Here is a 21,536-nt window from a genome sequence, read left to right on the forward strand (position 1 = left end):
TGGTATCACAGCTAAACGCAATGCCCACATTGCCATCATGTGCTGTTTTTCAACACCGTCATCAACACTACCCCGCAGGGCTTTTTACAAAATATTTTCCTTTTTGATACAAAAATTGATTGCAAAACACACAATTCCTGGTACTTATTATCACGCAGCTCAACATTTCCTGATAATAATTAACATGGAGTTTACTTATGCACAATAAATCCCTGGCCTGCCTGTCGGTAGCCGCTGCACTGTCGTCTTTCACCGCTGGCGTTGCAGTCGCTCAACAGCAGGAAAACATAACTAACCCTGAAGAATCGGTAGAGAAAATTGCCGTGGTGGGTATTCGCGGCAGTGTTATCACTGCTCAGGAACTGAAACGCTTAGGCGATACAGTGAAAGATGTCATCAGTGCCGATGACATTGGTGCACTGCCGGATAAAAGCGTCACCGAAGCACTGATGCGTGTACCAGGCGTCACCATTGAACGCTTTGCCTCATCCGACGACCCAAACCACTTTGCCGCTGAAGGTACCGGCGTGGTAGTGAGAGGCCTTGACCGGGTACGCAGCGAAATCAACGGCCGAGATGCCTTTAGCGCCAGTACCGGCGGCGGTCTGAGCTACCAGGATATTCCCGGCGAATTACTGGGTTATGTGGAAGTGGTAAAAAACCATACGGCCGATTTAATTGCCGGTGGTGTGGCCGGCACCGTCAATCTGGTCACCCGTAAGCCTTTTGACAGTGCCGGCTTCTTCGCCAGTACCACGCTGGAAGGCAGCTATGGCGATCACCGTGGTGAGTGGACACCCATCGGTTCAGCAGTAGTGAGTAACCGTTGGAACAGCGACATCGGTGAATTTGGTGTGCTGCTGTCCGCTTCCAGTTCTGACTATAAGGACAGAGGCGACGGTGCAGCCCTGGGCAACTATTATGAGCGCAGCGCCACCGCCCGTGAAATGCCGCAGTTTGGTAACTATGGCACCGAACTGAGTCAGTATCCCGGTGAAACCAGATACGTACCGGCCGATGCCAATATCCGCAGTGCTGATTCTGAGCGTAAACGCCGCGGCCTGGCCACCTCGCTGCAATTCAGAAATCCCTCGCAAACCTTCGAGGTAACAGCGGAATATCTGCGCTCCAACGCTTCGTTAACCTGGGATGAGCGGGTCATCACCTTAGGTGAGCAAGGATTTAACGTTAACCCTAATCAGATTCAGGTGACAGATGACGCCACCTTTGATGAAAACGGCTTTATGACCTCAGGCACGCTGCTGATGAACTACCGCTCTCTGGCTCAGTCGCGCTGGCGCTATGCTGAGCAGTTGGTGGAAGACAGTAGTGTGCATTTTACCTTTTCACCCAGCGATGCCTGGAAGCTGGAGTTTGATTACCAGCACATTGAGTCCGAATACGATGTTTACGACTACACCATCAATAACAGTTTTGAGCACAACGATGTGTTTTTCGATGTGCGCGGCGACAAAACCCAGGTTAACTTTGTCGGCGAGAACCTGACCAGCCCATTGGCCCCCGATCCTGTCAGTGACATGTACCTGAATTCGGCCATGGACAAAGAAGACGATACCGACGCCGAATCAGACTCTTACGCCTTTGATGCCACCTATCAGCTGGAACATAAGTGGATAAAATCTATCCAGTTCGGTGCCTATGCGTCGAGCAAAGAGCAGATTAAGCGGGATTCTGCCTGGAACTGGGGCGAAATGGCCGACGGCTCCTGGAATCCTTATGCTAACGGTGGACAGGCGACCTCCTATACCGGCACCGCAGACCGTCCTGGACACCCCGAACTCTATGAACTCTATAGTTTTCATGCCGGTGATTTCTTTGGCGGTGGCGTATTGCCCAAGGATCAAACTATCCTATTTGCCCGATTTGCTGACCTGCATAACTGGCAGAATTTCCACGACACCACCAAAGCCGGTGGCTACAACAATTTTGTCCAGCTCAGGGACCGTAATTGTGTCACCATCAGCGGCACCTGCGAAATTGACGGGGCTTACCTGCCATCCGAGATTTCCAGCAGTAAGGAAACCCGGCGCGAATTCTACACCCAGTTGAACTACGACAATTTTGAACTGGCTTACCCTGTTCGCGGTAACCTTGGTCTGCGTTATGTGAGCTGGCAGGTGGAATCCACCGGTGCCACCCTGTTCCCTGAGCCTATTCCTGGCTGGGATACCGCCAAACAGGCCATGTATACCGCCGACCAGCTTGCCTATCAAAACTGGCTGAATACGGAACCACTGCACGTCAAAGGTGATAAATACAGCAAAGTGCTGCCCAGCTTTAACCTGAGTGTGGAGCTGGATGACGAGCGTGTAGTGCGCTTTGCCGCCTCGCAGAATATCTTTTTGCCGAAGTTTGAAAACTTCCGCTATTTCCGTTCCATTACCGAGTCACATTCCGAGCCACGCGGGCCAAACGGTGAGCCTTTGCCCTATGAGAATATTGGTTTTGACGGCATCAGCGGCAATCCACGTAATATAGAGCCGGAGGAAGCACTTAGCCTTGATTTGACCTATGAGTGGTATATGAGTGAAAGTAACTCACTGACCGCCAGTCTGTTCCGCAAAGAGCTGAAAAATATTATCCGCAAACGTCTGTATAGCGAAGAGATCACCAATGAGCTGGCCGGTGTCACCTTCCCGGTCAATTTCCAGACCGACACCAATGAAGGGTCGGGTACGATTCAGGGCTTTGAGTTGGCGTATACTCAGTTTTTTGACCAGTTGCCGGGCATCTGGTCAGGCTTAGGGGTGTCGCTCAACTATACCTATATCAATCAGTCCGATATTAACGATGAGGTAGGCTTTGGCACAGGCAGTGGTGGCGAAGACGGCCGTAACCGCTTCCGCGCCTTTAATAATCTGCCGCTGCCAGGTTATTCCGATGACACCGTCAACATGACTGCTATGTACGAAAAGCATGGTATCTCAGCCCGTATTGCATATAACTGGCGCTCTGAATATCTGCTGACCCGTCGTGACTCCAACCTGTTTGCTCCAGTGATGGCTGAGGCCACCGGGCAACTGGATTTGTCGGTGGCCTATAACCTCACCGACAATGTCAAGATTGGTCTGGAAGCCACTAACCTGCTGGATGAGATCATCAAAACCAAGATGATCTACAACCAGGCCGGACAAACCACACCCGGCACCCAATTTAAGACTGATCGTCGCTTTGGCGCCTATGTCAGCGTGAAGTTTTAGTCATACGTTTAATGCCCTCCTGGCGCCTTCGGGCGCCTTTTTTATATCTGCTCTTAGCTCTGTCCCTGTGGGTTGCGTTTCATTCTGGCTTTCTATACACTCGCACGCCATCGATAATCATTCTCATTTGCACACAAAATTCAACCACAAACACAGGGACTCATCTACATGAAATGCACAGATTCTTTAGTCACCTTCGACACCAAACTGCCGCTGGCTTTGCCAAAAACGTCGCTGGCACTGTTTATGGGGCTGGTATTGTCTGGCCAGACAATTGCCCAGCAGGAAATCGAACAAAATGCGCCGGGCTCGGCACTGGAACGCATGGAAAAGATCTCTGTAGTAGGTAAGCAACTGGACCAGGGCACTCCTACCCGTCTGCCGCTGACAGTGCGGGAGATCCCACAATCGATCAGCGAAGTCTCCCGTGCCTTGATGGACGCTGCCAATATGCTGGATATCAACGATGTTATGATGAATATACCAGGGGTAAACGTCACCTTATATGACAGCCAGCGTCCGCTGTATTTTGCTCGCGGCTTTCAGATCACCGACTTTCAGGTAGACGGCATTCCCACTTACAGCGGCTCCACCAACCAGGAGTACGACACCGCCCTGTATGAGCGTATTGAAGTTATCCGCGGTGCCAATGGCTTGTTTTCCGGTGTTGGCTCCCCCTCAGCCACCGTCAACTTACTGCGCAAGCGCCCCGGCAATGCGTTTTCGGCATCGGTCTCTGCCACAGCAGGCTCCTGGGATATGCGTCGTGGCGTGGCGGATGTTTCCAGTCCCTTTGACAGTGAAGGGCAAATCCGTGGTCGCCTGGTACTGGCCCACCAGAATTCAGACAGTTTCCGTGACCGATACAGTGAAGATAAAACCGCTTACCTGGCCATCATTGAAGGCGACCTGGGCGATAACACCACAGCGGCGATAGGCTATCAGCGTCAGGATAACAACCCACAAGGGACTATCTGGGGCACTATTCCCATTCATGCTGCCGATGGCAGCGAAGCCAACATGCCGGTGTCTACCAGCTTTGCGCCTAACTGGACGCACTGGCAGCGTGAATCCAGCACTCTGTTTGCCGACCTGCAGCACAGTTTCAACACGGATTGGCAGGCCAAAGTGTCGGTGCAAAAAACCGATGGCGACGTATCCAGCCTGCGGGTTTACGCCAGTGGTTTTCCCGATAAAAACACCGGTCAAGGCATGCTGTTAAGAGCAGGTATCGGGGCCGGAGACGACAGCCGTACCAGCGTGGATCTGTATCTGACCGGCAGTTACCAGGCATTTGGTCTGGAGCATGATCTGATTCTGGGTGCCACCTGGTCTGAACTGGAATCCACTACATTAGGCTTTACCTCCTTGTCTGGCTGGACCTATCAAGTACCAGATGCTTGGCATTATGACGGTCAGGCGCCCATGCCGGAATATAGCCGCACCGGCGCTTACCGTATTGCCACCACCAAACAGCAGGGGCTGTATATCGCCAACCGTTTCAGACTGGCAGACGATTTGTCCCTGATTGGCGGCGCACGATTAAGTTCCTGGCGCACCGGTACCGACAATTTCGACACCGAAGGCAGTTATGCCGCCACCACCGGCCAATACAAAGTCAGTAAGGAAGTCACGCCTTATGTGGGGCTGGTCTACGATCTAAATGAGGATCATGCACTTTACGCCAGTTATACGGATATTTTTACCCCCCAGAATTACAAGGACAAAAACAACAACCTGCTGGCACCTGTGCTGGGCTCCAACGTCGAACTGGGCATCAAGAGCGAGCTGCTTGATGGCCAGTTGTCTGCCACTGTGGCGATTTTTAAAACCCGTCAGGACAACTACGCGGTGCGCGATGAAAGCCAACCTGACAATTCGTTGCCAGATGGCAGTTCTGCTTATAGAGGTGTTAATGGTACCGAAAGCCGAGGTCTGGAAATGAGTGTTTCCGGCCACATTAACCAAGACTGGCTGGTGAATGCGGGCTATACCTATGTGGATACCAAGCGGCACAATAACGATAAAATCTGGACTAACCTGCCGGAACATTCTGCTCAGCTTTCCACTCATTACGATTTGGGTGACTGGGTAAACGGGTTGACCTTAGGTGGCGGTTTTAACTGGCAGGGTGAAACCATTGGCTATGGGGTTACACATCCTCAGCAAGCCGACGGCGTAACTTATAAACAAAGCCCCTATGTACTGGCAAATCTGTATGTAAACTGGCAGTTTACCGACAAACTCAGCTCTACCTTCAGTGTCACCAACCTGTTTGATAAGGTTTACTGGGCCAATATCGACTACGCCAACTATGGAAAGCCGCGTCAGGTATCACTGAGCCTGACCTGGCAGTATTAAGCTCTCAATACAACAGGGGTACAGCAGGTTTTAATACCGTCCGGCCCCTGTTTTCCTTTTTTAAGCAGCATTGAAAAATTCGTTAAAAGCCAACTCATCTGCTAAGTGTCGTCCTGCCAGGACGGTTTTTCTGCTGATTGTACATGACAGAATCCCAAGTGCTTGCTATAAGGCTTACAGCAGGAACAAGGTGACCCGTATGGACAAACAGCAATATAAACAGCAGCTTAAAACCCTCCAGGTGCAACTCATTCAGCTCCAGCAATGGGTAGTTAACAGCGGCCAGAAGCTGGTGGTGATTTTTGAAGGCCGCGATGCAGCAGGTAAAGGCGGGGCCATCAAAGCCATCAGTGAAAAGCTCAATCCTCGGGTGGTGCGTATCGCGGCACTGGGCAAACCTTCCGACAAGGAACGCCAGCAGTGGTATTTTCAGCGCTATGTGGAGCATTTGCCAAGCGCCGGCGAAATCGTGCTGTTCGACCGCAGTTGGTACAACCGCGCCGGAGTGGAAAAAGTCATGGGGTTTTGTTCCGATGGCGAGCATCAGGAATTTCTGCGTGCCTGCCCGGAATTTGAACTGATGCTGATCCGTTCAGGGATCCGCCTGGTGAAATACTGGTTCAGTGTGTCTGCCGATGTGCAGGAGCAGCGTTTTCAGGAACGCCTGGATAACCCACTAAAACGCTGGAAATTTTCCGACATGGACCTGATCTCGCGCAGCCGCTGGCGCGAATACAGCCAGGCCCGCAATGAAATGTTCGAACATACCAACAGTAAAAACAGCCCCTGGTACGTGATTGACGGTGATCATGATAAAAAAGCCAGGCTTAACTGCATCAGCCATTTATTGTCGCTGATGCCTTATAAAGAGTTCAGCTTTCCCAAGGTAGAGCTGCCGGGTATGGATGACAAGCACCGTGACTTGCCTATCCCGCAGACAGTCCAGCGGGTGCCTGATAGTGTTTAGCTCAAATAGCCTGTAAATAACACCTGCCACCCTATTTCGAGTCAGCCCCGGAACAATAGATTTGCTTATTGTCACCATTAGGACAAATTGCTGGTGAGATTTTGTGAATCTTCATAGTATGGCGGCCAGGCATTAGAAGGGCACACCATGTTATTTCGGGATCTGTTACTCGCACTGAGCGTTGTGGCTATTTGGGGATTGAATTTCTCTGTTATTAAGTTTGGCTTACAGGAACTTCCACCGCTGTTGTTTTCCGCCCTGCGTTTTGCTGTGGCCGCCCTACCCGCGGTATTTTTTATCCCGCGTCCGAAAACCAGTTGGTGGAATATCCTTGGCGTTGGCTTGTTCCTCGGTGTGCTGAAATTTGGTCTGGTATTTATGGCCATGAAATCAGAGATATCCGCAGGGCTGGCGTCATTACTGCTACAGGCTCAGGTGTTTTTTACCATTTTGCTGAGTATGCTGCTGCTCGGAGAAGGCATCGGCCGCCATCAGGTTGCAGGCATCGGCGTGGCCTTGGCCGGTTTTGCCGTATTTATATTTACCGCCACCGGTGGTGTTACGCCGCTGGGTCTGGGCATGATACTGCTGGCCGGACTCTTCTGGGCTATCGCCAATCTCATTACCAAAAGAGTCAAAGGCGTTAACGCCCTGCACTTTCTGGTTTGGGTTTGCCTGGTACCGCCCCTGCCACTACTGGGCTTGTCATTGTGGCTGGAAACCAGCCAACCGCTGACATTGCTGGCCAATGCCTCACCAGACGCCTGGTTGTCCCTGGCATTTGTCAGCTATATCTCCACCTTACTGGCCTTTGCCTGGTGGGGGAAACTGCTGCTCAATTACCCGGCTGCCACGGTTACGCCTTTTGCATTACTGGTGCCCGTTGTCGGTATTGCCTGCTCGGCCTGGCTATTGGGCGAACAGTTACAATCTCATGAACTCTATGCTGCAATGGCGATTATGGCTGGTCTGGTACTATGTGTGTTCGGCAAAAAACTGCCCGGGCTTCGTCCCGCCCCCCAGCTCAACTAGGTCATAAAACTGGCAAGACCGAAAATTTGTGATTAGCATGGAACAACCTTGCCAAAGGAGCACAGCGGATGTCAGGTCATCATAACGGGCGCAGATATAACGAGCAGGAAAGTCAATGCCAGGCCCGATAGCCCCCTACCCTGTTACCCAGGGCCCGGTTTTTCAAAAGGGCGCCTACCAGCAGCAAGCGGCCAAGCCGGAACTGCAGAACTGGGTGCAAAGCTTCTGGCAACTCACTATTCCCTGTGGCGCATATGGCTACAATAGCCTGCCTGACAACTGTGTGGATTGGATTATCAGTAGTGCCAATCTCAATGACAGTTTTCTGTTAAGTCCCTTTACCCAGGCCCAGACTTTTACCATGCAAGGCCCCGTTGAATATTTTGGGATTCGATTCTTTCCTTTAGGGCTTGGCGGGCTTTGCCAGACTGCATTGGGTGAATGGGCGGACTTATCTTCTGTGCATGCTGACGCACTGCTGGCTGATAGCCTGCCACTGCAATTGTTTGAGAGCTTACATCGCACCCGGGAATTCCAGCAGCGCTGCGCCCTTATCAGCCAGCTTTTGCTGCCAAGGCTTAAAGGTTTTGATACCGACCGCCGTCTGCTGCACTTTATGCATAAGTGCCGCTTGCAGCATGGCGCATTAAATCATCTGGGCGATCGTCAATGCAGTGAATTTGGCCTGTCCGCCCGCCAGTTGCGCCGACTCAGTCAGTTGTATTTGGGTCTGTCCCCCAAAGCCTTTGCCAGAGTCTGGCGGTTCCAGTTTCATTTGCAGCAGCTTGAGAAGAATCCGGGCTTATGGCAAAACCATTACCACGATCAGGCCCATTTTATCCGTGAATTTAAAACCATGAGTGGCACCAGCCCAGGTCAATTCGGTAAGTTGTCCGTTTTGTACAATATCTCCGGCTGAAAAAACCGCATGCTTTACCCCGTTCAACCAACAGGAGATAAGCATGATAGAAATCCAAGCCATGTTTCCGGTGATGGTCACCGGCGACCTGACCAGCATTAAAACCTTTTACCAAAGCGTGTTTGGTTTCGAAGCGGTATTCTTTGATTCCGCCTTCTATTTACACCTGTTACATCCAGGCACTGGCATACAGTTAGGCTTTATGTTGCCAGAGCTGGCCAATCAGCCGGACTTCCTGCATCCCATGATGCAAACACAGGGCTATGTCATTTCATTGGAAGTGCAAGACGCTGCCGCCGCCTTTGAACAGGCCAAGCAAATGCAGTTGAATATTGCCATGGAACTGAAAGAAGAGCCCTGGGGCCAGATTCATTTTATGCTCACCGATCCGGGTGGCTTTAAGGTGGATGTGGTACAACACCTGGCACAGTAGGACTATTTATTTTTATCTAAACGGTCAACAAAGGCTATAGTCATGGCATCACCATATTGGAGTGCAAGATGCGCAGACTAATTGCCATACTTGTGGCAGGGCTGGCAGCCCTGCCGCTGTTTGTCCATTCCTCTACTCCCCCCGTAGAGAAGCAAAGTAGTCAGCTTCGCCCTGGCATGCACCCTAGTTGGGACTTAGATAAAGACGGTATCAATGATTGCGAAAAGGACGGCAGTTGCGATCACAGTGTTGATTACACTGAGCCCAGAACTATCAACCCATCATTTGACTGCAACAAAGCCATACAAGGTACCAGTGAAGGAATAATATGCAGCGATGCTGAACTTGCCTTACTGGATAAGCAATTGGCCGATGTCTATCAGGCAGCCTGGCGTCAGGCTAAAAAGCCCAGCAGAAATACGCTGCGCGCTATGCAAAGAGGCTGGCTAAAAGGCCGGGATGAATGCTGGAAAGACCCGGACAGACGCGACTGCATTAAACAAGCCTATCAAAACCGAATTCAAGAATTGCAGCAAATGTCGGCTGACAGCACACAAAAGTAAACAAGCTGTTGCCAAGCCTTCTGCATTTGGTAAATTGTCACAAGGATGGATGAAATATAACCACAACAAGTAACACGGAATATTGTTCAATTTTCGGGGGACTTATGTTTAGTTCTGTTAGTTTACGCGCCAAAATCATTGCGTTTGCCGTCACGATTTTTCTGTCTTTGCTGGCAGTTTCTTTTATTGGCTTGCAGGTACTGCGTATTGCCAGTGAAGAAGACAATATAGCCAGAATCAATCAGTTAATGAAAAGCACCGTCAACGTTATCCAGCAGTTTGAACAGATGGTAACCTCAGGTGCCATTAACGAAGATCAAGCAAAACGCCTGGCCACCCAAATTCTGCGTGAAAATAAGTACCACGATTCTGAATACGTGTATGTGGTGGATGCTGACTTGAACTTTGTCGCCACCCCCCATGACCCGCAATTACATGGCACCAGCTTTAATGATTTCACCGATGCGCAGGGCAAAAGTATCGGCCAGATGGTGAAGAATCTGGTTGGAAGTCGCACAGGTGAGATACTCACCTATAACTGGAATTCAGAACGTGAGGGGGAAGTGGTGGATCTCACGTCGGTGGTGCAGAAAACCCCCAAATGGGGTTGGTATGTGGGCACCGGCATTAGCTACAAAGAAGTGGATCAGCGCTATTGGGATACCGCTATCTGGTTGGTTGGGTTATCTGTGGTGATTGCGGTCGCGCTGGCCGCAGCCCTGGCACGTTTTGGCTTTGGCATAAGCCATGCCCTTGGCGGTGAAATCCAACAAGTGCGCGAGTCTGTTATGCGGGTCTCCAAAGGCGATTTGCGACTGGCGCAAAATGTCGGTCAGGTGCCAAGAGACAGTATTCTCGGTGCAGTATTATATATGCAGACGAAATTGCAGGAAGTGGTGCAAAGCATCAAGTCAGCGGCCAGCAGCCTGCAAAGTCAAAGCAAGGATTCACAATCACGTTTTGAGGAACTGGACAAGCTGACACATACGCTCAACAGCCAGGCCCAACGGGTTGCAACCAGCATTGGTGAATTGACCCATTCTGCCCAGCAAGTGGCAGAACAATCTGATCTCACCTCACAGTCTGTCAGTACGGCTGAAAATCAGGGTAAACAGGCCAATGAGCTTACCGCTCAGTCTACCGCCACTATCGCCCTGCTGGAGCGTCAAATTGAGCAGGCTGGCAGCAATATCCAGGTACTGGAAGATGAAGTCAGTCAGATTGCCAGTGTCTTGTCTGTGATTCAGGGCATAGCCGAACAGACCAATCTGCTGGCCTTAAACGCCGCCATAGAAGCCGCCAGGGCGGGGGAACAGGGCCGGGGTTTTGCCGTGGTTGCCGATGAAGTCAGGCAACTGGCCCAGCGCACGCAGGCCAGTACCGGCGAAATTCAGCAAACTATCGGAAAACTGCAAACCGCCACCAAAGAGGCCAAGTCTTCCGTCAATGCCAGTATCGACACCAGTGAACAGGCGGTAAAACATGCCACCCAGGTGTCTGAGCAGTTGGTCAATATTGGTCAGTCCCTGAGCGCGATTATGGGAATGAGTCAGCATATCGCCGAAGCCGCAGACACCCAGCTCAAAGCCGGACAAAGCACCAGTAACCGGGTGGATGAAATAGCAGGTATTGCACAAAACAGCGCAAACTTATCGCAGCAGGCGCACCAGGCCACCGATCAAATTAAAGAACTCATTGTGCAACTTGATGGCGAGGTAGAAAAATTCCGCCTGGATTAATCCCTTATCAGACATTGAGGCTGTCATCTCAGTGATGCAGCCTCTATATTTCATACAGTTCTAAAGGCAGGCCATCAGGGTCGGCAAAAAAAGTAAAACGGCGACCGGTATATTCATCCACCCGCACAGCTTCCACTTCTATATCTTGCTCCGTCAGATGAGCAATCACGTCATCAAGCCTGGCCACAGCAAAAGCCAGATGACGCAACCCACAGGCTTCCGGGCGACTGGGTCTGGCAGGCGGCTCAGGGAATGAAAACAGTTCCAGTTGTCCGCCATCCGGCAGGGCCAAGTCCAGCTTCCAGGAATCCCGCTGCGGACGATAATGTTCCGCTATAACCGACAAGCCCAAAACCTGACAATAGAAGTGTTTGGATTTGGCATAATCAGAGCAGATTATCGCCACATGATGAATTTTAAGTAGCATAAATATCGCCTTTACGCCTATTGCTGAGCGAAGCATCCTAGCACGATTACTGTCGAATCGTTTTACATTCCTTTCCCCTGCTTTTACAAATTAAGCTCTAACTTATTGTTTTACATAACCTTTCAAAGTGGTTCATTTTTTGCTCATTTAATTTGTCAGCCTTGCTGACTCCATTCAATACAATCTAAAAGGCAATCTAAGATGAAGATGAAAGTATTAATTCTCACCTTAGGGATAGCCGCAGGCTCTGCTAATGCAAGTCTGCTCACAAACACTTCAGGATTGGGGTTTGATGTCACGTCCGTTGGTGCCACTACTGTAGGCGGTGTAGTGGTAGATTTACTCGGCAATAACGGTACCCATGTTGTTAGCCAACTCGCTGCCAGCGCATTATTTGATGGTTTCTTTGATGATGGGACGCCGGTTGCCTACCGGGGTAACCCTGGAACCATTGGCATACAAACAGGATTTGACGCCGCTGTACTGGCTTCTCTGGGAGGCGGTTTATCCGGTGCATCCTTTCGATTTACCCTTTATGACGGTGATACCGGTCCAGGTAATTTCGATGAGGACGCCAACTTTCTATTGGTCAATGGATTAGAGTTTGGCAACTGGAGCGACGTAAACGCTGAGCAAACCAATGGTTCGGGTACGGTAACCGGCCCTCAAAGCGGGGGAGGCTTTCGGGATTCCATCCTTGATACAGGTTGGTTTACCAGTATCGATGCTGGTTTGCTCGCTTCTTTGTATACCAGCTTACTGAGCACCAACGAGCTGCTCTTCCAATTGCGTGACGACGACAATGTCTACGACAATTTTTTTGATTTTACCCAAGGGCTGGACCAAAACCTGATCGATGTAGGTCAAGGCCCAATCACTCAGCCTGGGGGGCAGATCCCCGAGCCACTTCCACTCACCTTGATGACCTTAGGTATGGCGATACTCGGTTTCCTGCGAAACAGGTAAATATAGATACCTGGGCCCTGTCTGTAGGGCCCGCTTTTATTCATACCTCGCTCGTTATATTGAATTCACCAGGATGATTGCCATTCAGCACTGAGTGTCTGATTTATTTACATAATCAATCACTTAGCACAACAAGAATGCGTAAAAAATTGATATTAAACGAATTTAATTTTGGCCCGCTAGTTGCTTACGTCCGACAGCCACAATCTTTGGCTGTTTATTTCATAGGATTTGAGAAGGTAGTAAAAATGAAGTTGAAAGGTTTGATTCTCACGTTGGGTATGCTCGCAGGTGCTGCCAACGCAAGTTTGTTAACTGACACGTCGGGACTAGGTTTGGATGTTACCGCACTGGGCGCATCTACCGTTGGGGGGGTAGTCGTTGATTTGCTCGGTACCAATGGTTCACATGTTGTCAGCCAATTGGCTGCCAGTGAGCTGTTTGTGGGTTTCTTTAATACCGGAACCCCTGACGCTTATCAAGGCAATCCAGGTACTATTGGTGTGCAAAGCGGTTTTACCTCTTCAGTATTAGACTCTCTGGGCGGTGGTCTGGCGGGCGCGTCTTTCCGTTTCACCTTACATGACGGCGATACTGCCTCTGGTAATTTTGATTACAACGCCAACTTCCTGCTGGTAAATGGTGTTGAGTTTGGCAACTGGAGTAATATTAACGCTGAACAAACCGATGGAAACGGTAATGTAACCGGTGCACAAAGCGGCGGCGGTTTCCGCGACAATATCCTTGACACAGGTTGGTTTACCAGCACGGATAGCGGTCTGTTAGCTTCACTGTATAGCAGCTTGCAAAGCACCAATGAGCTATTGTTCCAATTACGTGATGACAGCAATGAGTATGACAACCATTTTGACTTCACCCGTGGATTGGATCAAAGCATGATCGATGTAGGTCAAGGCCCAATCACTCAGCCGGGTGGTCAGGTACCAGAGCCTGCGCCACTAACAGTAATAGCATTAGGTATGGCCCTGCTGGGGCTGCTGCGCAGCAGAAAAGCCTGATACAAAGCAGTGAATGCCAGTCAGTTATGCTGACTGGCATTGCTATGCTGTCACTGGTTAATCAATTAAAGTACCCTTCATTAGCCTTAACCGTCAGTGGGTGATAACCACTTTTGGCCTGCTCAAAGGCTTGTTTACCAAAGGCTTTACCCTGTTCTGTTTTCGACAAGGCCTGATACAGTGGCTTAACCAGTTTGTTACGGCCAATATGTAGCAGGTAATCGTGCAAACGGCCAAAAGCCGGTTCATACCAGTTATTAACAGCCATCAACAACCAGCTATGGGCTATCTCGTTATTGCCCGCCTGGGTCAGGTTAAATGCCTTATCCAATTCAGCCATTTGCTGGGCGCTCAGCGACTCTGGCATATTGTTCAGAAAATGCAGCCACTGATGGGTATTCCAGTCCTGGGTGTCAATCTTATCGGCGGGCAGCTCCCCGGACAGCCAATTGTCTCTGGCCGCATCGACTTTGGTAAAGGCATCAGAATGCGCCATGGGTGCGCCTTGCGGAACGCCCGGTTCAAAAATCCACTGCTGAATGCGCTTGGCATCCAGTTTGTCACCATGGGTTTTAAGCAGCGTGTCATTGAGATAGGCAACAAACTGATCGGTGGTAATACTTTCAAAGGCAAAGTGCTCGAAGTAGCCCATCAGGAATTGATCGAACGCATCACGTCCCACCTTTTGCTCCAGCTCGCGGGCGAACAAGGCACCTTTTTCGTAAGGGATATCAGAAAACACCGCATCCGGATCGCGACCGCGCAGATCAATAGCCAGTAATTGATCCTGTGCCGGCAAGCTGGCAAGGTCTGCCTCTAAAGATTGCTGGCCCAATACAAATTCCATTTGCTCACGCTCTGGGCCATAAATCATTTCCATAATCCGGTAGGTCAGATAGGTGGTGAACCCCTCATTCAACCACAGATCACGCCAGGTGGCATTAGTCACCGTATTACCAGACCAGGAATGCGCCAGCTCATGGGCAATCAGTGAGACCAGACTCTTATCACCGGCAATCACGGTGGGAGTGATAAAGGACAAACGTGGGTTTTCCATACCACCAAATGGGAAGGACGGCGGCAGAATCAGTAAGTCGTAGCGATCCCAGCGATACTGGCCGAATTTCTTTTCGGTCACTTCCAGCATGGCTTCGGTGTCTTCAAACTCTTTCGCAGCCGCATCCAGCATGGCAGGTTCTGCATACACACCGGTGCGCTTACCCATGGGTTTAAATGCCAAATCGCCAACGGCCAGGGCAATCAGATATGAAGGAATGGGCTGCGGCATAGAGAAATGGTATTCACCGTCCCGCTCGGTATCCGGATCGTTGGAAGCACTCATCACCGCCAGCAAATCCGCCGGAGTGCGAATGGTGGCCTGGTAGGTCATTCGAACTTGTGGAGAGTCTTGCAGCGGGATAAAACTACGGGCATGAATTGCCTGAGCCTGAGTAAACAAGAAGGGGTGCTGCTTGCCGGCAGTTTGCTCCGGCGTCAGCCACTGCACGCCAGAGGCATCCGGTGACGTATGATAAGTGACCGTCACCACATCAATATCAGCAGGCACCTCAATCTTCAGCGCAGCACCAAGATGCGGATCAGCAGCGGCCAAGCTGAAGGGAATGTCTTTGCCCATAGCCGTAACCCGTTCAATGGTCAGATCTCTGGTGTCCAGCACCAGGGTCGAGGCTTTAGGTTCGACACGCTCAAACTGAATACTGGCGTCACCGGAAATAACCTGAGTCGCAAAGTTCACATCCAGATCCAGGTCCAGGTGTTTTACTTTTAACTGTTCTGGATTGGCAAATGAATGGTAGTCCTTACCTGCCAGCATTTCTGTTGTTGCCGACGCAACCGCTGCGCTGTCACCGGCCTGATGCTCTGATTTAACGTTTTGCTGGGGGGCCGGATTACAGGCACTGAGGCTGAGCCCAAGCAAGACAACTGAGGCAATTCTGAATTCCATCGAGGTTCCTTGTAGTTATAATTGCCCCGATTGTGGCATATTTATGTCAGGGTCCAAAGTGCCGTGGCATAACAATGGGATGAATGGATGACCGTTTTATATATTCTTGGTGGATTATTTCTGGCACTGGTGATACTGATCCCGTTACTGGAACGCTCACGTCACCGCTTTTCACCCGAGCAGGTGGCCAAAATGAGCCGCTGGATCTGGCCACTGATGATAATCCTGGCGGTTGTGCAGTTGATTCGTTATTTAGTCTGACCATCCAGTTGCTTAAAAGCTGCTTGTAATTCACCGGCTTCTGCCAACAGCGGCAGGTTGGCCCTCAGCCATAGTCCCAGCCGGTATAGCGCTACCACCACACCCAGCCAGTTAATCAGCATGTTGGCCAGTGACATTATTTGCCGGATAAGGGCGATCAGTTGCACCAGCACTTGTCCCCCCAGTGCCATGGACTGGATATTTAATTGCATGGTGTTAAATAGACATGCTATCTGAGTGCTGTTCGGCAGTGGATTGAATATCAAATCCAAATCAAAATCCCGTTGCTTGAAAATCATCAGTGACTGGCGGTCCGACAGTTGCAATGGATTATCCTGCCAGTAATGCCAGCCTCGGGCGGATATCTCTATCAGCGCTTTAAATTCTGCGTAGATCTCGCTGGCACCTTTGTGCAGTAGCCGGGCCAGGTTAATAAACCACTGTTTAGCCCTGTCCAGCACCTGACGCAGTAGCGCACCAAACCAGCGTAGCAAGCGCTTGACCCCATCCACAATCCTGGCCCCCAGACTCTTATAGCCTGTCTCCAGCTTGTGGCGCTGATGACTATCGGCCATGACCGCATCCAGTTGCTCTGCAGGCAATGGCGGATCATCCGACAAAATTTGCCGGCTTTTATGGAAAAACCAGGCCCCTAATTGAATTGCATGGGTATTGGCGATGGGCAGTTGCCGGTCTTTAGCAAATTGTTTCAGCGCCCAATACAACGTGCCTTTTGCGTGGCCGTCATGGGGGCCATCGGCCTTAAAGTTACCAGGCCTTACCGGATACCCCATCAACCACAACTCCACCAATGCCAGATTTCCGACAAAGCGTCGTCTAAGTGCTTTCGCCTGAGGGGCTGCCATGGGCAGCAGCGGATGTCCGCCAGATAGCCTGAATCCCTCTCCGTCAAAAGGTAACAGGGCTATCAGCTCTTGGTGGGCAAACAGTAATCTGAGCAAGGGCCGGTTCCAGCCGCTGTCCAATGGTTCAGCGGACAAAGCATACCAGGCAACCAGGCGGGTGAAATCTTCCAATGCCTGATGCAGGCGTTTTTGCAGCTTTGTATCCTGATCGCTTGGCAACTCTGCAAAGGGCGGCGCTGTTTTGCACAAGCCATAGCTGAATAACCTTAGCTGTACTGCCCGGCGAAAGGCTGGATTAGCCGGGTCCCAGGTTTCCACCTGAGTATCAGAATCAAACGCCGCCAGAGATTTAAGCGCCTGCCAGCTCAGATTGTCCAGCACGCCATCGGCAGTTAAGCCCACTTCTTGCTGAAAGCGCATCAGCCCCTGAATAAAATCACTATCAGCCTGCTGTTTCTGCGTATCCCGTTTCAGGTAGCCAAGCAGCCACAGCCAGGTGCGGGCAATACCCAGCCATGGGGCTTTTTGCAGATCGCTGTCCTGGCCGGCCAGATGCAGATGCCCGTCATCTGGTAGTGCATCCAGCGTAACGCCCAACAGGCTGAAGTCACCCTGCTCCATCTGCCTGAGCTGCGCGGGCCCCAGCATGCTGTTCAGTCCTGATTGGGATCGATGCTAATTTTGCCCACCGCCTCACGAATTGCCGAAGCAAACAGGTTAAACGTGACTTCACGACTACGCTGTGAGGCCTGTACCGCACTTTGGTGAGCGTTGTGCAATTTCTCATTGATCTCCTGATCACTGGAAATGAACTGATTAACATCACCGTCCAGATTAATGGTGGTCAGCCCCACCAGTTTTAGCTGGCCATTCTGGCGCGCCAGATTGAGCATTTCCTCGGCATTTTCACCGCTAATCTGCGCATCAATATTACCCGTATAAGTGCGCACATTCAGTTGCGACAAATCTTTAATACCATTGCCGATACTTTTCAATGCGGATGCAAAACTCATGGCTAATCTCCTGTCAGGGGTTAAGTAAAGCAGACGCTGCTACCTGGAAGCCCAGCGCCCGGTAGCTTTCGAACTGAGCCTCGTCAAACAACTGGTCTGCTGTGGTCTCATGGGGAAAATCAGGGTGCATACTGCGGTAGAAGGCCAGATAGGCATTGCGGTCAAACAGATAGTCATCGTCCCTGCCGGCAGAAGTGCGATACAGTTCCTGATTTAAGGTGGCGGCCAGATTGTAGTCACCACCAAGATTGGATTTCAGATAAATCAGTTTGCCAATTCTGTTGTTCTGCGGGTTCTGCCAATCCTCGTGATAATAAATCGTGCCAATGGCATAGCGTTGTTCACCGGCACGCAGCTCATCCAGGCCATCCATTTGAATGCGAAAACCAAAATCAATTCTGGCCAGACGAATTACCTCGGCCAACCCACCAAAGGTGAGTCTGGTATCACATTCGCCATCACCGGCAATAATCAAGCGACACTGGCGGCGCAACAGCTCATAAATGCCGGTATTTTCAATATGGCCACCATCCGAGAGATTCACAAAGGGTCGCTCGCTGCCTAAACGTTGCAGCATTTCCCGCAGCAAATATAAAGGGCCGGGCCGATACCAGACACTCACCTTATCGCCTTGCTTGTCGAGTCGCATGGGGTTGCGCAACCAATAGTTGAGGCGCACATTGAAAAAGGCAAACAGAAAGCCCAACCAGGGGTTGCCTACTCGCCCCATATTCGGTGCCACCGCAGCACCGGAAATGGCCATTGCCGTGCCAATATCCAGGTCCCGTTCGACCTTCTCAAGTTGTTCGGTAGGCACATAGCCACAACGCGGACCACCACAAAAGAGCTTGCTGAAGACAAAAAAGCTGGCCCGTCTGCCATTCTTAAACAGCTGATTGTCTTTATCGCCCCAGTCCATATTCAGGGTCACGTTGAGCAAGTGATAAGGTTGATGGGTTTGCTTTAATTCGCTGAGCCTCGGCACCCACTGCCCCCGCCTGTTGGGGTCTGGCGCATCATCAGCGGCAGCTTGCGCCACAAAGGCTTTGACCAGATGATCTTTATAATATTTGTGGATAGAGGTGGCATTGATATCCACAAACACCAGTGCATAAACAAAGGCCAGGCCGCCAAACACTAACACCCACTGCCAATGCCAACGCATCTGTATCATCAATTTGGCCACAAACAATACAGCCACCAGCAGTAAAAGCATCAGAATCAAAGCCGCCAGCAACATGGCCATACTGGCCAGCTTGGCTTTGAGCCACACCAGCACCCTTTGCGCCAGAGCCGATTGCAGCAGACTGACCGAACCTAAACACGCCAGCCAATAATGCGGTTTGTGCAACCACTCCATCAACAGCGGCATAGATTCCAATGCCACCGCCGCTACAAAAATCAGAAAAAACGCCCGATATCTTTTCAGTCTGGCCATCCGGGCGCCGCGGCGGGTGTTTTCTGTCACTCCACGCCAAAAATCCCGAAAGTGCACTAACGGATAGCTGAAAAAATACCCCACAAGTAGCGCCAGCGCCAAAAGGCTCAGAGGAAAGCGCAGCAACACGCGCTGCTTCAGATCATAGACCCCTGCCGCCTCAGCCAACAACTGCTCAGCTAACCAGGGTTCCCAGGCAAAAACAAAATTACCAGTTGCACTTTGATAGTCTAACAGCACGAATAAACACAGGGCCGCTCCCAGCATTAGCGGGGCAATAGCCAGTAGGTTAATCAAAAATCCACGCAACAGGATAAGCGGCGCAAACAGCAATTGTGCCCGCCCCTGTGGGGTCAGATAGCTGGCATAATTACGCAGATGTCGAAAACGGCTGTTCTCCACCTGACCGGTTTGGTGCACAAAGGGAAATGGGTCCGCCCTATCCTGCTCGGACGTCGTGGAATCAATCATTGGGGATTCACCCAGACTTAGATTTTCCTGAATCGAGGTCGTCAGGTAAGTACCGATATAGCCACCGCCGGATACGGTGGACAGATAATCCATATAAGGAAATAAGCCCGCCCGCTGTACCGCCTGCATCACTCCCAGATTAAAGGTGGAAGAACGAATTCCGCCTCCGGATAACGCCAGTCCAATCAGGCCTTGCCGTGGTTGGCATTGGTTTTCAGCCTCTTCGTGCTGCCAGGCAGGTTGCGTCTGTTCCAGTTCCGTCAGCACCCCGTCAAGCACTGGTGCAGCAACGAAACCGTTACTGGGAAAAATGCTCTCTGGCAGGCTCAGTTTGCTGGCATCGGCGTTAGCCTGTACGCCAAGATTGCGGCGACGCAGTGCAATCAGGTTAGCTTCTTCGACATAAACCTGGGCAAACTGGCCCTGAGTTGAATCCCCTACAGGTGTATCCCAGGCATTAGTGCTTGGCGTGCGGGACTGCGGCATGTTACGAACCTTTTATTGTTTTTGTCTCCGTACTGCCTCACCGGAAAGCCATATTGGTTTCACACAGAGCTATGTAGCAACTGAGCTGAGTTTTCTGTTCAAATTCAGCCCCTAAGCATAAAAGGTAGTTTGAAAATGGTGGCTTGCCAGAGAATTTTTGTTTCAGATCAAAAAAGTACCTGAATTGCCCAGCCGCTTTAAACAGTCGGCAAAAAACTTAATCTGGAACAACTTTTCTGACATGCACAGCCGCTAACATCTGGCCATCTAAGTCATTCAGTCCAAGGAGACATCATGGCCAGTCATTCCAAACACCGGGTATATATTCCCACTAACGCCAGATCCAACCAGTATCTGCTGGCAGAGATCAAAACCGACAACAGCTTTTATCAGCACTTTGACAGCGCCAAGTCCTGCTACGACAAACTGAGTCAGCGCTTCTTTGCCCTGGCCGATGCTGCGGGCCTTCATAATGTACATATGATCGCCAATGACAAATTGCCAGTGGTGCGCTATCACAATGAAGCTATGCATTTTCAAACCGCCAAGCAGATCCTGTTCTTCTATGATCCTGTGGTACATGAAGGGCAGAATCTATTCACCACAGCAGATTATCAGGCACGAAAAATCCGCCTGCTGTTTTTAGCCACAGGATCTGAGCTGCGTGCACATGCTGCCCAATTCCACCAACAGGTTATGAGCGTTATCAGCCAGCTTAAAGCCGAATTGCCTCAGACCGACAGCCAGATAAAAATCCGTGATCACCAGCATTTGTCCTATGACTTGTTCGCCCATGAAAAAGGTCATAAAGAAAGTTATGGGTACAAACTACGAGGCCTGTTTCCCAGATACAAAGCCAGACAGTGCGAACTGCCTCAGCAGCATTCTGCTATCAGCTATGTGACGCTGAGCCTGCCTATGACCAGGCAGCTAAAGCAGCAGTTTGAAGCCACCAGCAGCGAGCACTTTGCACCGCTTTATCTGGCGCTGGAAGAGCAGTTTTTAACTGCCACCCGCAATAAAAAATTGGATCGTCTGGCCATGGTTGCTAATGGTCTGACACCGCTGGTACGTAACAGCCAGGTGGATCAGTCTCAGCATAATGCCGAGCTGCAAAAAATCAGTTTTGATCCGGATGCGCCAGGCCAGCAGTTTGTCGCTTACTGGGACAATGACAACCTGGTGGAAACCGCCCACTTTATTATTGTCGCCGGTAAGGAAGACAATACCGAGTTTGGTTACGGACACTTTATGAACCGGGTGGAAGAAGCGCTGGATGGCTTTGCCAAAAGTCTGGGTATTGATCCGCAGCGTACCGCGCTGACCTTACGCTTCCACCAGCATATCAGCTATATTGCCTGAGCATAAACCTTCAGGGGCTTAGCAAG

Annotated in this window: 17 protein-coding genes; 12 read left to right on the forward strand and 5 right to left on the reverse strand. The window is 50.8% G+C overall.

Annotated elements, in window-relative coordinates; translation table 11 throughout:
• The first annotated feature begins 197 nt into the window (after nucleotides 1–197).
• The 8 genes from CSR04_RS07155 to CSR04_RS07190 all read left to right on the forward strand — a co-directional run bounded on the left by CSR04_RS07155 (nucleotide 198) and on the right by CSR04_RS07190 (nucleotide 11,235).
• Nucleotides 198–3,221, forward strand: a complete 3,024-nt coding sequence (locus tag CSR04_RS07155; protein ID WP_102795590.1) for a TonB-dependent receptor — start codon at nucleotides 198–200, stop codon at nucleotides 3,219–3,221.
• A gap of 168 nt (nucleotides 3,222–3,389) precedes the next feature.
• A complete protein-coding gene (locus CSR04_RS07160; protein ID WP_216362522.1) occupies nucleotides 3,390–5,582 on the forward strand; it encodes a TonB-dependent siderophore receptor in 2,193 nt (730 codons plus the stop codon).
• 199 nt (nucleotides 5,583–5,781) lie between these two features.
• Nucleotides 5,782–6,549, forward strand: a complete 768-nt coding sequence (gene ppk2, locus CSR04_RS07165) for a polyphosphate kinase 2 (protein ID WP_102795591.1) — start codon at nucleotides 5,782–5,784, stop codon at nucleotides 6,547–6,549.
• 147 nt (nucleotides 6,550–6,696) lie between these two features.
• Nucleotides 6,697–7,581, forward strand: a complete 885-nt coding sequence (locus CSR04_RS07170) for an EamA family transporter (RefSeq protein ID WP_102795592.1) — start codon at nucleotides 6,697–6,699, stop codon at nucleotides 7,579–7,581.
• Nucleotides 7,582–7,696: 115 nt separating this feature from the next.
• On the forward strand, nucleotides 7,697–8,500 hold the full coding sequence (locus CSR04_RS07175; protein WP_102795593.1) for a helix-turn-helix domain-containing protein: 804 nt from the start codon (nucleotides 7,697–7,699) through the stop codon (nucleotides 8,498–8,500).
• A 43-nt stretch (nucleotides 8,501–8,543) separates the two neighbouring features.
• On the forward strand, nucleotides 8,544–8,933 hold the full coding sequence (locus tag CSR04_RS07180; protein WP_102795594.1) for a VOC family protein: 390 nt from the start codon (nucleotides 8,544–8,546) through the stop codon (nucleotides 8,931–8,933).
• Nucleotides 8,934–9,001: 68 nt separating this feature from the next.
• On the forward strand, nucleotides 9,002–9,496 hold the full coding sequence (locus tag CSR04_RS07185) for a lysozyme inhibitor LprI family protein (RefSeq protein WP_102795595.1): 495 nt from the start codon (nucleotides 9,002–9,004) through the stop codon (nucleotides 9,494–9,496).
• Nucleotides 9,497–9,600: 104 nt separating this feature from the next.
• The gene (locus tag CSR04_RS07190; protein WP_102795596.1) at nucleotides 9,601–11,235 is read left to right on the forward strand and encodes a methyl-accepting chemotaxis protein; all 1,635 of its coding nucleotides are present in this window, start codon (nucleotides 9,601–9,603) and stop codon (nucleotides 11,233–11,235) included.
• A 43-nt stretch (nucleotides 11,236–11,278) separates the two neighbouring features.
• Here the strand turns inward: CSR04_RS07190 and gloA2 are convergent, their stop codons facing one another.
• Nucleotides 11,279–11,662 carry an SMU1112c/YaeR family gloxylase I-like metalloprotein gene (gloA2, locus tag CSR04_RS07195; RefSeq protein WP_102795597.1) on the reverse strand — a complete coding sequence of 128 codons (384 nt, stop codon included), beginning with the start codon at nucleotides 11,660–11,662 and terminating at the stop codon, nucleotides 11,279–11,281.
• Between the two features lie 201 nt (nucleotides 11,663–11,863).
• On the opposite strand from gloA2, the gene CSR04_RS07200 reads away from it, so the two are divergent.
• Both CSR04_RS07200 and CSR04_RS07205 read left to right on the forward strand, forming a co-directional pair.
• On the forward strand, nucleotides 11,864–12,628 hold the full coding sequence (locus CSR04_RS07200) for a hypothetical protein (protein WP_102795598.1): 765 nt from the start codon (nucleotides 11,864–11,866) through the stop codon (nucleotides 12,626–12,628).
• Between the two features lie 248 nt (nucleotides 12,629–12,876).
• The gene (locus CSR04_RS07205; RefSeq protein WP_102795599.1) at nucleotides 12,877–13,647 is read left to right on the forward strand and encodes a hypothetical protein; all 771 of its coding nucleotides are present in this window, start codon (nucleotides 12,877–12,879) and stop codon (nucleotides 13,645–13,647) included.
• Nucleotides 13,648–13,708: 61 nt separating this feature from the next.
• On the opposite strand, the gene CSR04_RS07210 is transcribed toward CSR04_RS07205, so the two are convergent.
• The gene (locus tag CSR04_RS07210; protein ID WP_102795600.1) at nucleotides 13,709–15,613 is read right to left on the reverse strand and encodes a M1 family metallopeptidase; all 1,905 of its coding nucleotides are present in this window, start codon (nucleotides 15,611–15,613) and stop codon (nucleotides 13,709–13,711) included.
• Nucleotides 15,614–15,700: 87 nt separating this feature from the next.
• Here CSR04_RS07210 and CSR04_RS24895 point away from each other — a divergent pair, with 87 nt between their 5' ends.
• Nucleotides 15,701–15,874 (forward strand): hypothetical protein, encoded by a 174-nt coding sequence (locus CSR04_RS24895; RefSeq protein WP_172449272.1) that lies wholly within the window; start codon nucleotides 15,701–15,703, stop codon nucleotides 15,872–15,874.
• Here the strand turns inward: CSR04_RS24895 and CSR04_RS07215 are convergent.
• The 3 genes from CSR04_RS07215 to CSR04_RS07225 are packed head-to-tail and all read right to left on the reverse strand — an operon-like array spanning nucleotide 15,862 to nucleotide 20,148.
• Nucleotides 15,862–17,388: a peptidoglycan-binding protein gene (locus CSR04_RS07215; protein WP_102795601.1), complete on the reverse strand. Its 1,527-nt coding sequence runs from the start codon at nucleotides 17,386–17,388 to the stop codon at nucleotides 15,862–15,864. The two genes, CSR04_RS24895 and CSR04_RS07215, sit on opposite strands and share 13 nt — an antisense overlap.
• Before the next feature lie 5 nt (nucleotides 17,389–17,393).
• Complete coding sequence (locus tag CSR04_RS07220; protein ID WP_102795602.1) at nucleotides 17,394–17,753, reverse strand: hypothetical protein; 360 nt, start codon at nucleotides 17,751–17,753, stop codon at nucleotides 17,394–17,396.
• A gap of 13 nt (nucleotides 17,754–17,766) precedes the next feature.
• Nucleotides 17,767–20,148, reverse strand: a complete 2,382-nt coding sequence (locus CSR04_RS07225; RefSeq protein ID WP_102795603.1) for a patatin-like phospholipase domain-containing protein — start codon at nucleotides 20,146–20,148, stop codon at nucleotides 17,767–17,769.
• A 294-nt stretch (nucleotides 20,149–20,442) separates the two neighbouring features.
• On the opposite strand from CSR04_RS07225, the gene CSR04_RS07230 reads away from it, so the two are divergent.
• Nucleotides 20,443–21,510, forward strand: a complete 1,068-nt coding sequence (locus CSR04_RS07230) for a DUF3083 family protein (protein ID WP_102795604.1) — start codon at nucleotides 20,443–20,445, stop codon at nucleotides 21,508–21,510.
• Nucleotides 21,511–21,536: the final 26 nt, after the last annotated feature.

Source organism: Bowmanella denitrificans (genome assembly GCF_002887595.1).
In the GTDB taxonomy this organism is placed as follows: domain Bacteria; phylum Pseudomonadota; class Gammaproteobacteria; order Enterobacterales; family Alteromonadaceae; genus Bowmanella; species Bowmanella denitrificans.

Bases quoted from the DNA above. Each gene is read 5' to 3' on its own strand.
- CSR04_RS07155 (WP_102795590.1), top strand. From the start codon at position 198: ATGCACAATAAATCCCTGGCCTGCCTGTCGGTAGCCGCTGCACTGTCG.
- CSR04_RS07160 (WP_216362522.1), top strand. From the start codon at position 3,390: ATGAAATGCACAGATTCTTTAGTCACCTTCGACACCAAACTGCCGCTG.
- ppk2 (WP_102795591.1), top strand. From the start codon at position 5,782: ATGGACAAACAGCAATATAAACAGCAGCTTAAAACCCTCCAGGTGCAA.
- CSR04_RS07170 (WP_102795592.1), top strand. From the start codon at position 6,697: ATGTTATTTCGGGATCTGTTACTCGCACTGAGCGTTGTGGCTATTTGG.
- CSR04_RS07175 (WP_102795593.1), top strand. From the start codon at position 7,697: ATGCCAGGCCCGATAGCCCCCTACCCTGTTACCCAGGGCCCGGTTTTT.
- CSR04_RS07180 (WP_102795594.1), top strand. From the start codon at position 8,544: ATGATAGAAATCCAAGCCATGTTTCCGGTGATGGTCACCGGCGACCTG.
- CSR04_RS07185 (WP_102795595.1), top strand. From the start codon at position 9,002: ATGCGCAGACTAATTGCCATACTTGTGGCAGGGCTGGCAGCCCTGCCG.
- CSR04_RS07190 (WP_102795596.1), top strand. From the start codon at position 9,601: ATGTTTAGTTCTGTTAGTTTACGCGCCAAAATCATTGCGTTTGCCGTC.
- gloA2 (WP_102795597.1), bottom strand. From the start codon at position 11,662: ATGCTACTTAAAATTCATCATGTGGCGATAATCTGCTCTGATTATGCC.
- CSR04_RS07200 (WP_102795598.1), top strand. From the start codon at position 11,864: ATGAAGATGAAAGTATTAATTCTCACCTTAGGGATAGCCGCAGGCTCT.
- CSR04_RS07205 (WP_102795599.1), top strand. From the start codon at position 12,877: ATGAAGTTGAAAGGTTTGATTCTCACGTTGGGTATGCTCGCAGGTGCT.
- CSR04_RS07210 (WP_102795600.1), bottom strand. From the start codon at position 15,613: ATGGAATTCAGAATTGCCTCAGTTGTCTTGCTTGGGCTCAGCCTCAGT.
- CSR04_RS24895 (WP_172449272.1), top strand. From the start codon at position 15,701: ATGACCGTTTTATATATTCTTGGTGGATTATTTCTGGCACTGGTGATA.
- CSR04_RS07215 (WP_102795601.1), bottom strand. From the start codon at position 17,388: ATGCTGGGGCCCGCGCAGCTCAGGCAGATGGAGCAGGGTGACTTCAGC.
- CSR04_RS07220 (WP_102795602.1), bottom strand. From the start codon at position 17,753: ATGAGTTTTGCATCCGCATTGAAAAGTATCGGCAATGGTATTAAAGAT.
- CSR04_RS07225 (WP_102795603.1), bottom strand. From the start codon at position 20,148: ATGCCGCAGTCCCGCACGCCAAGCACTAATGCCTGGGATACACCTGTA.
- CSR04_RS07230 (WP_102795604.1), top strand. From the start codon at position 20,443: ATGGCCAGTCATTCCAAACACCGGGTATATATTCCCACTAACGCCAGA.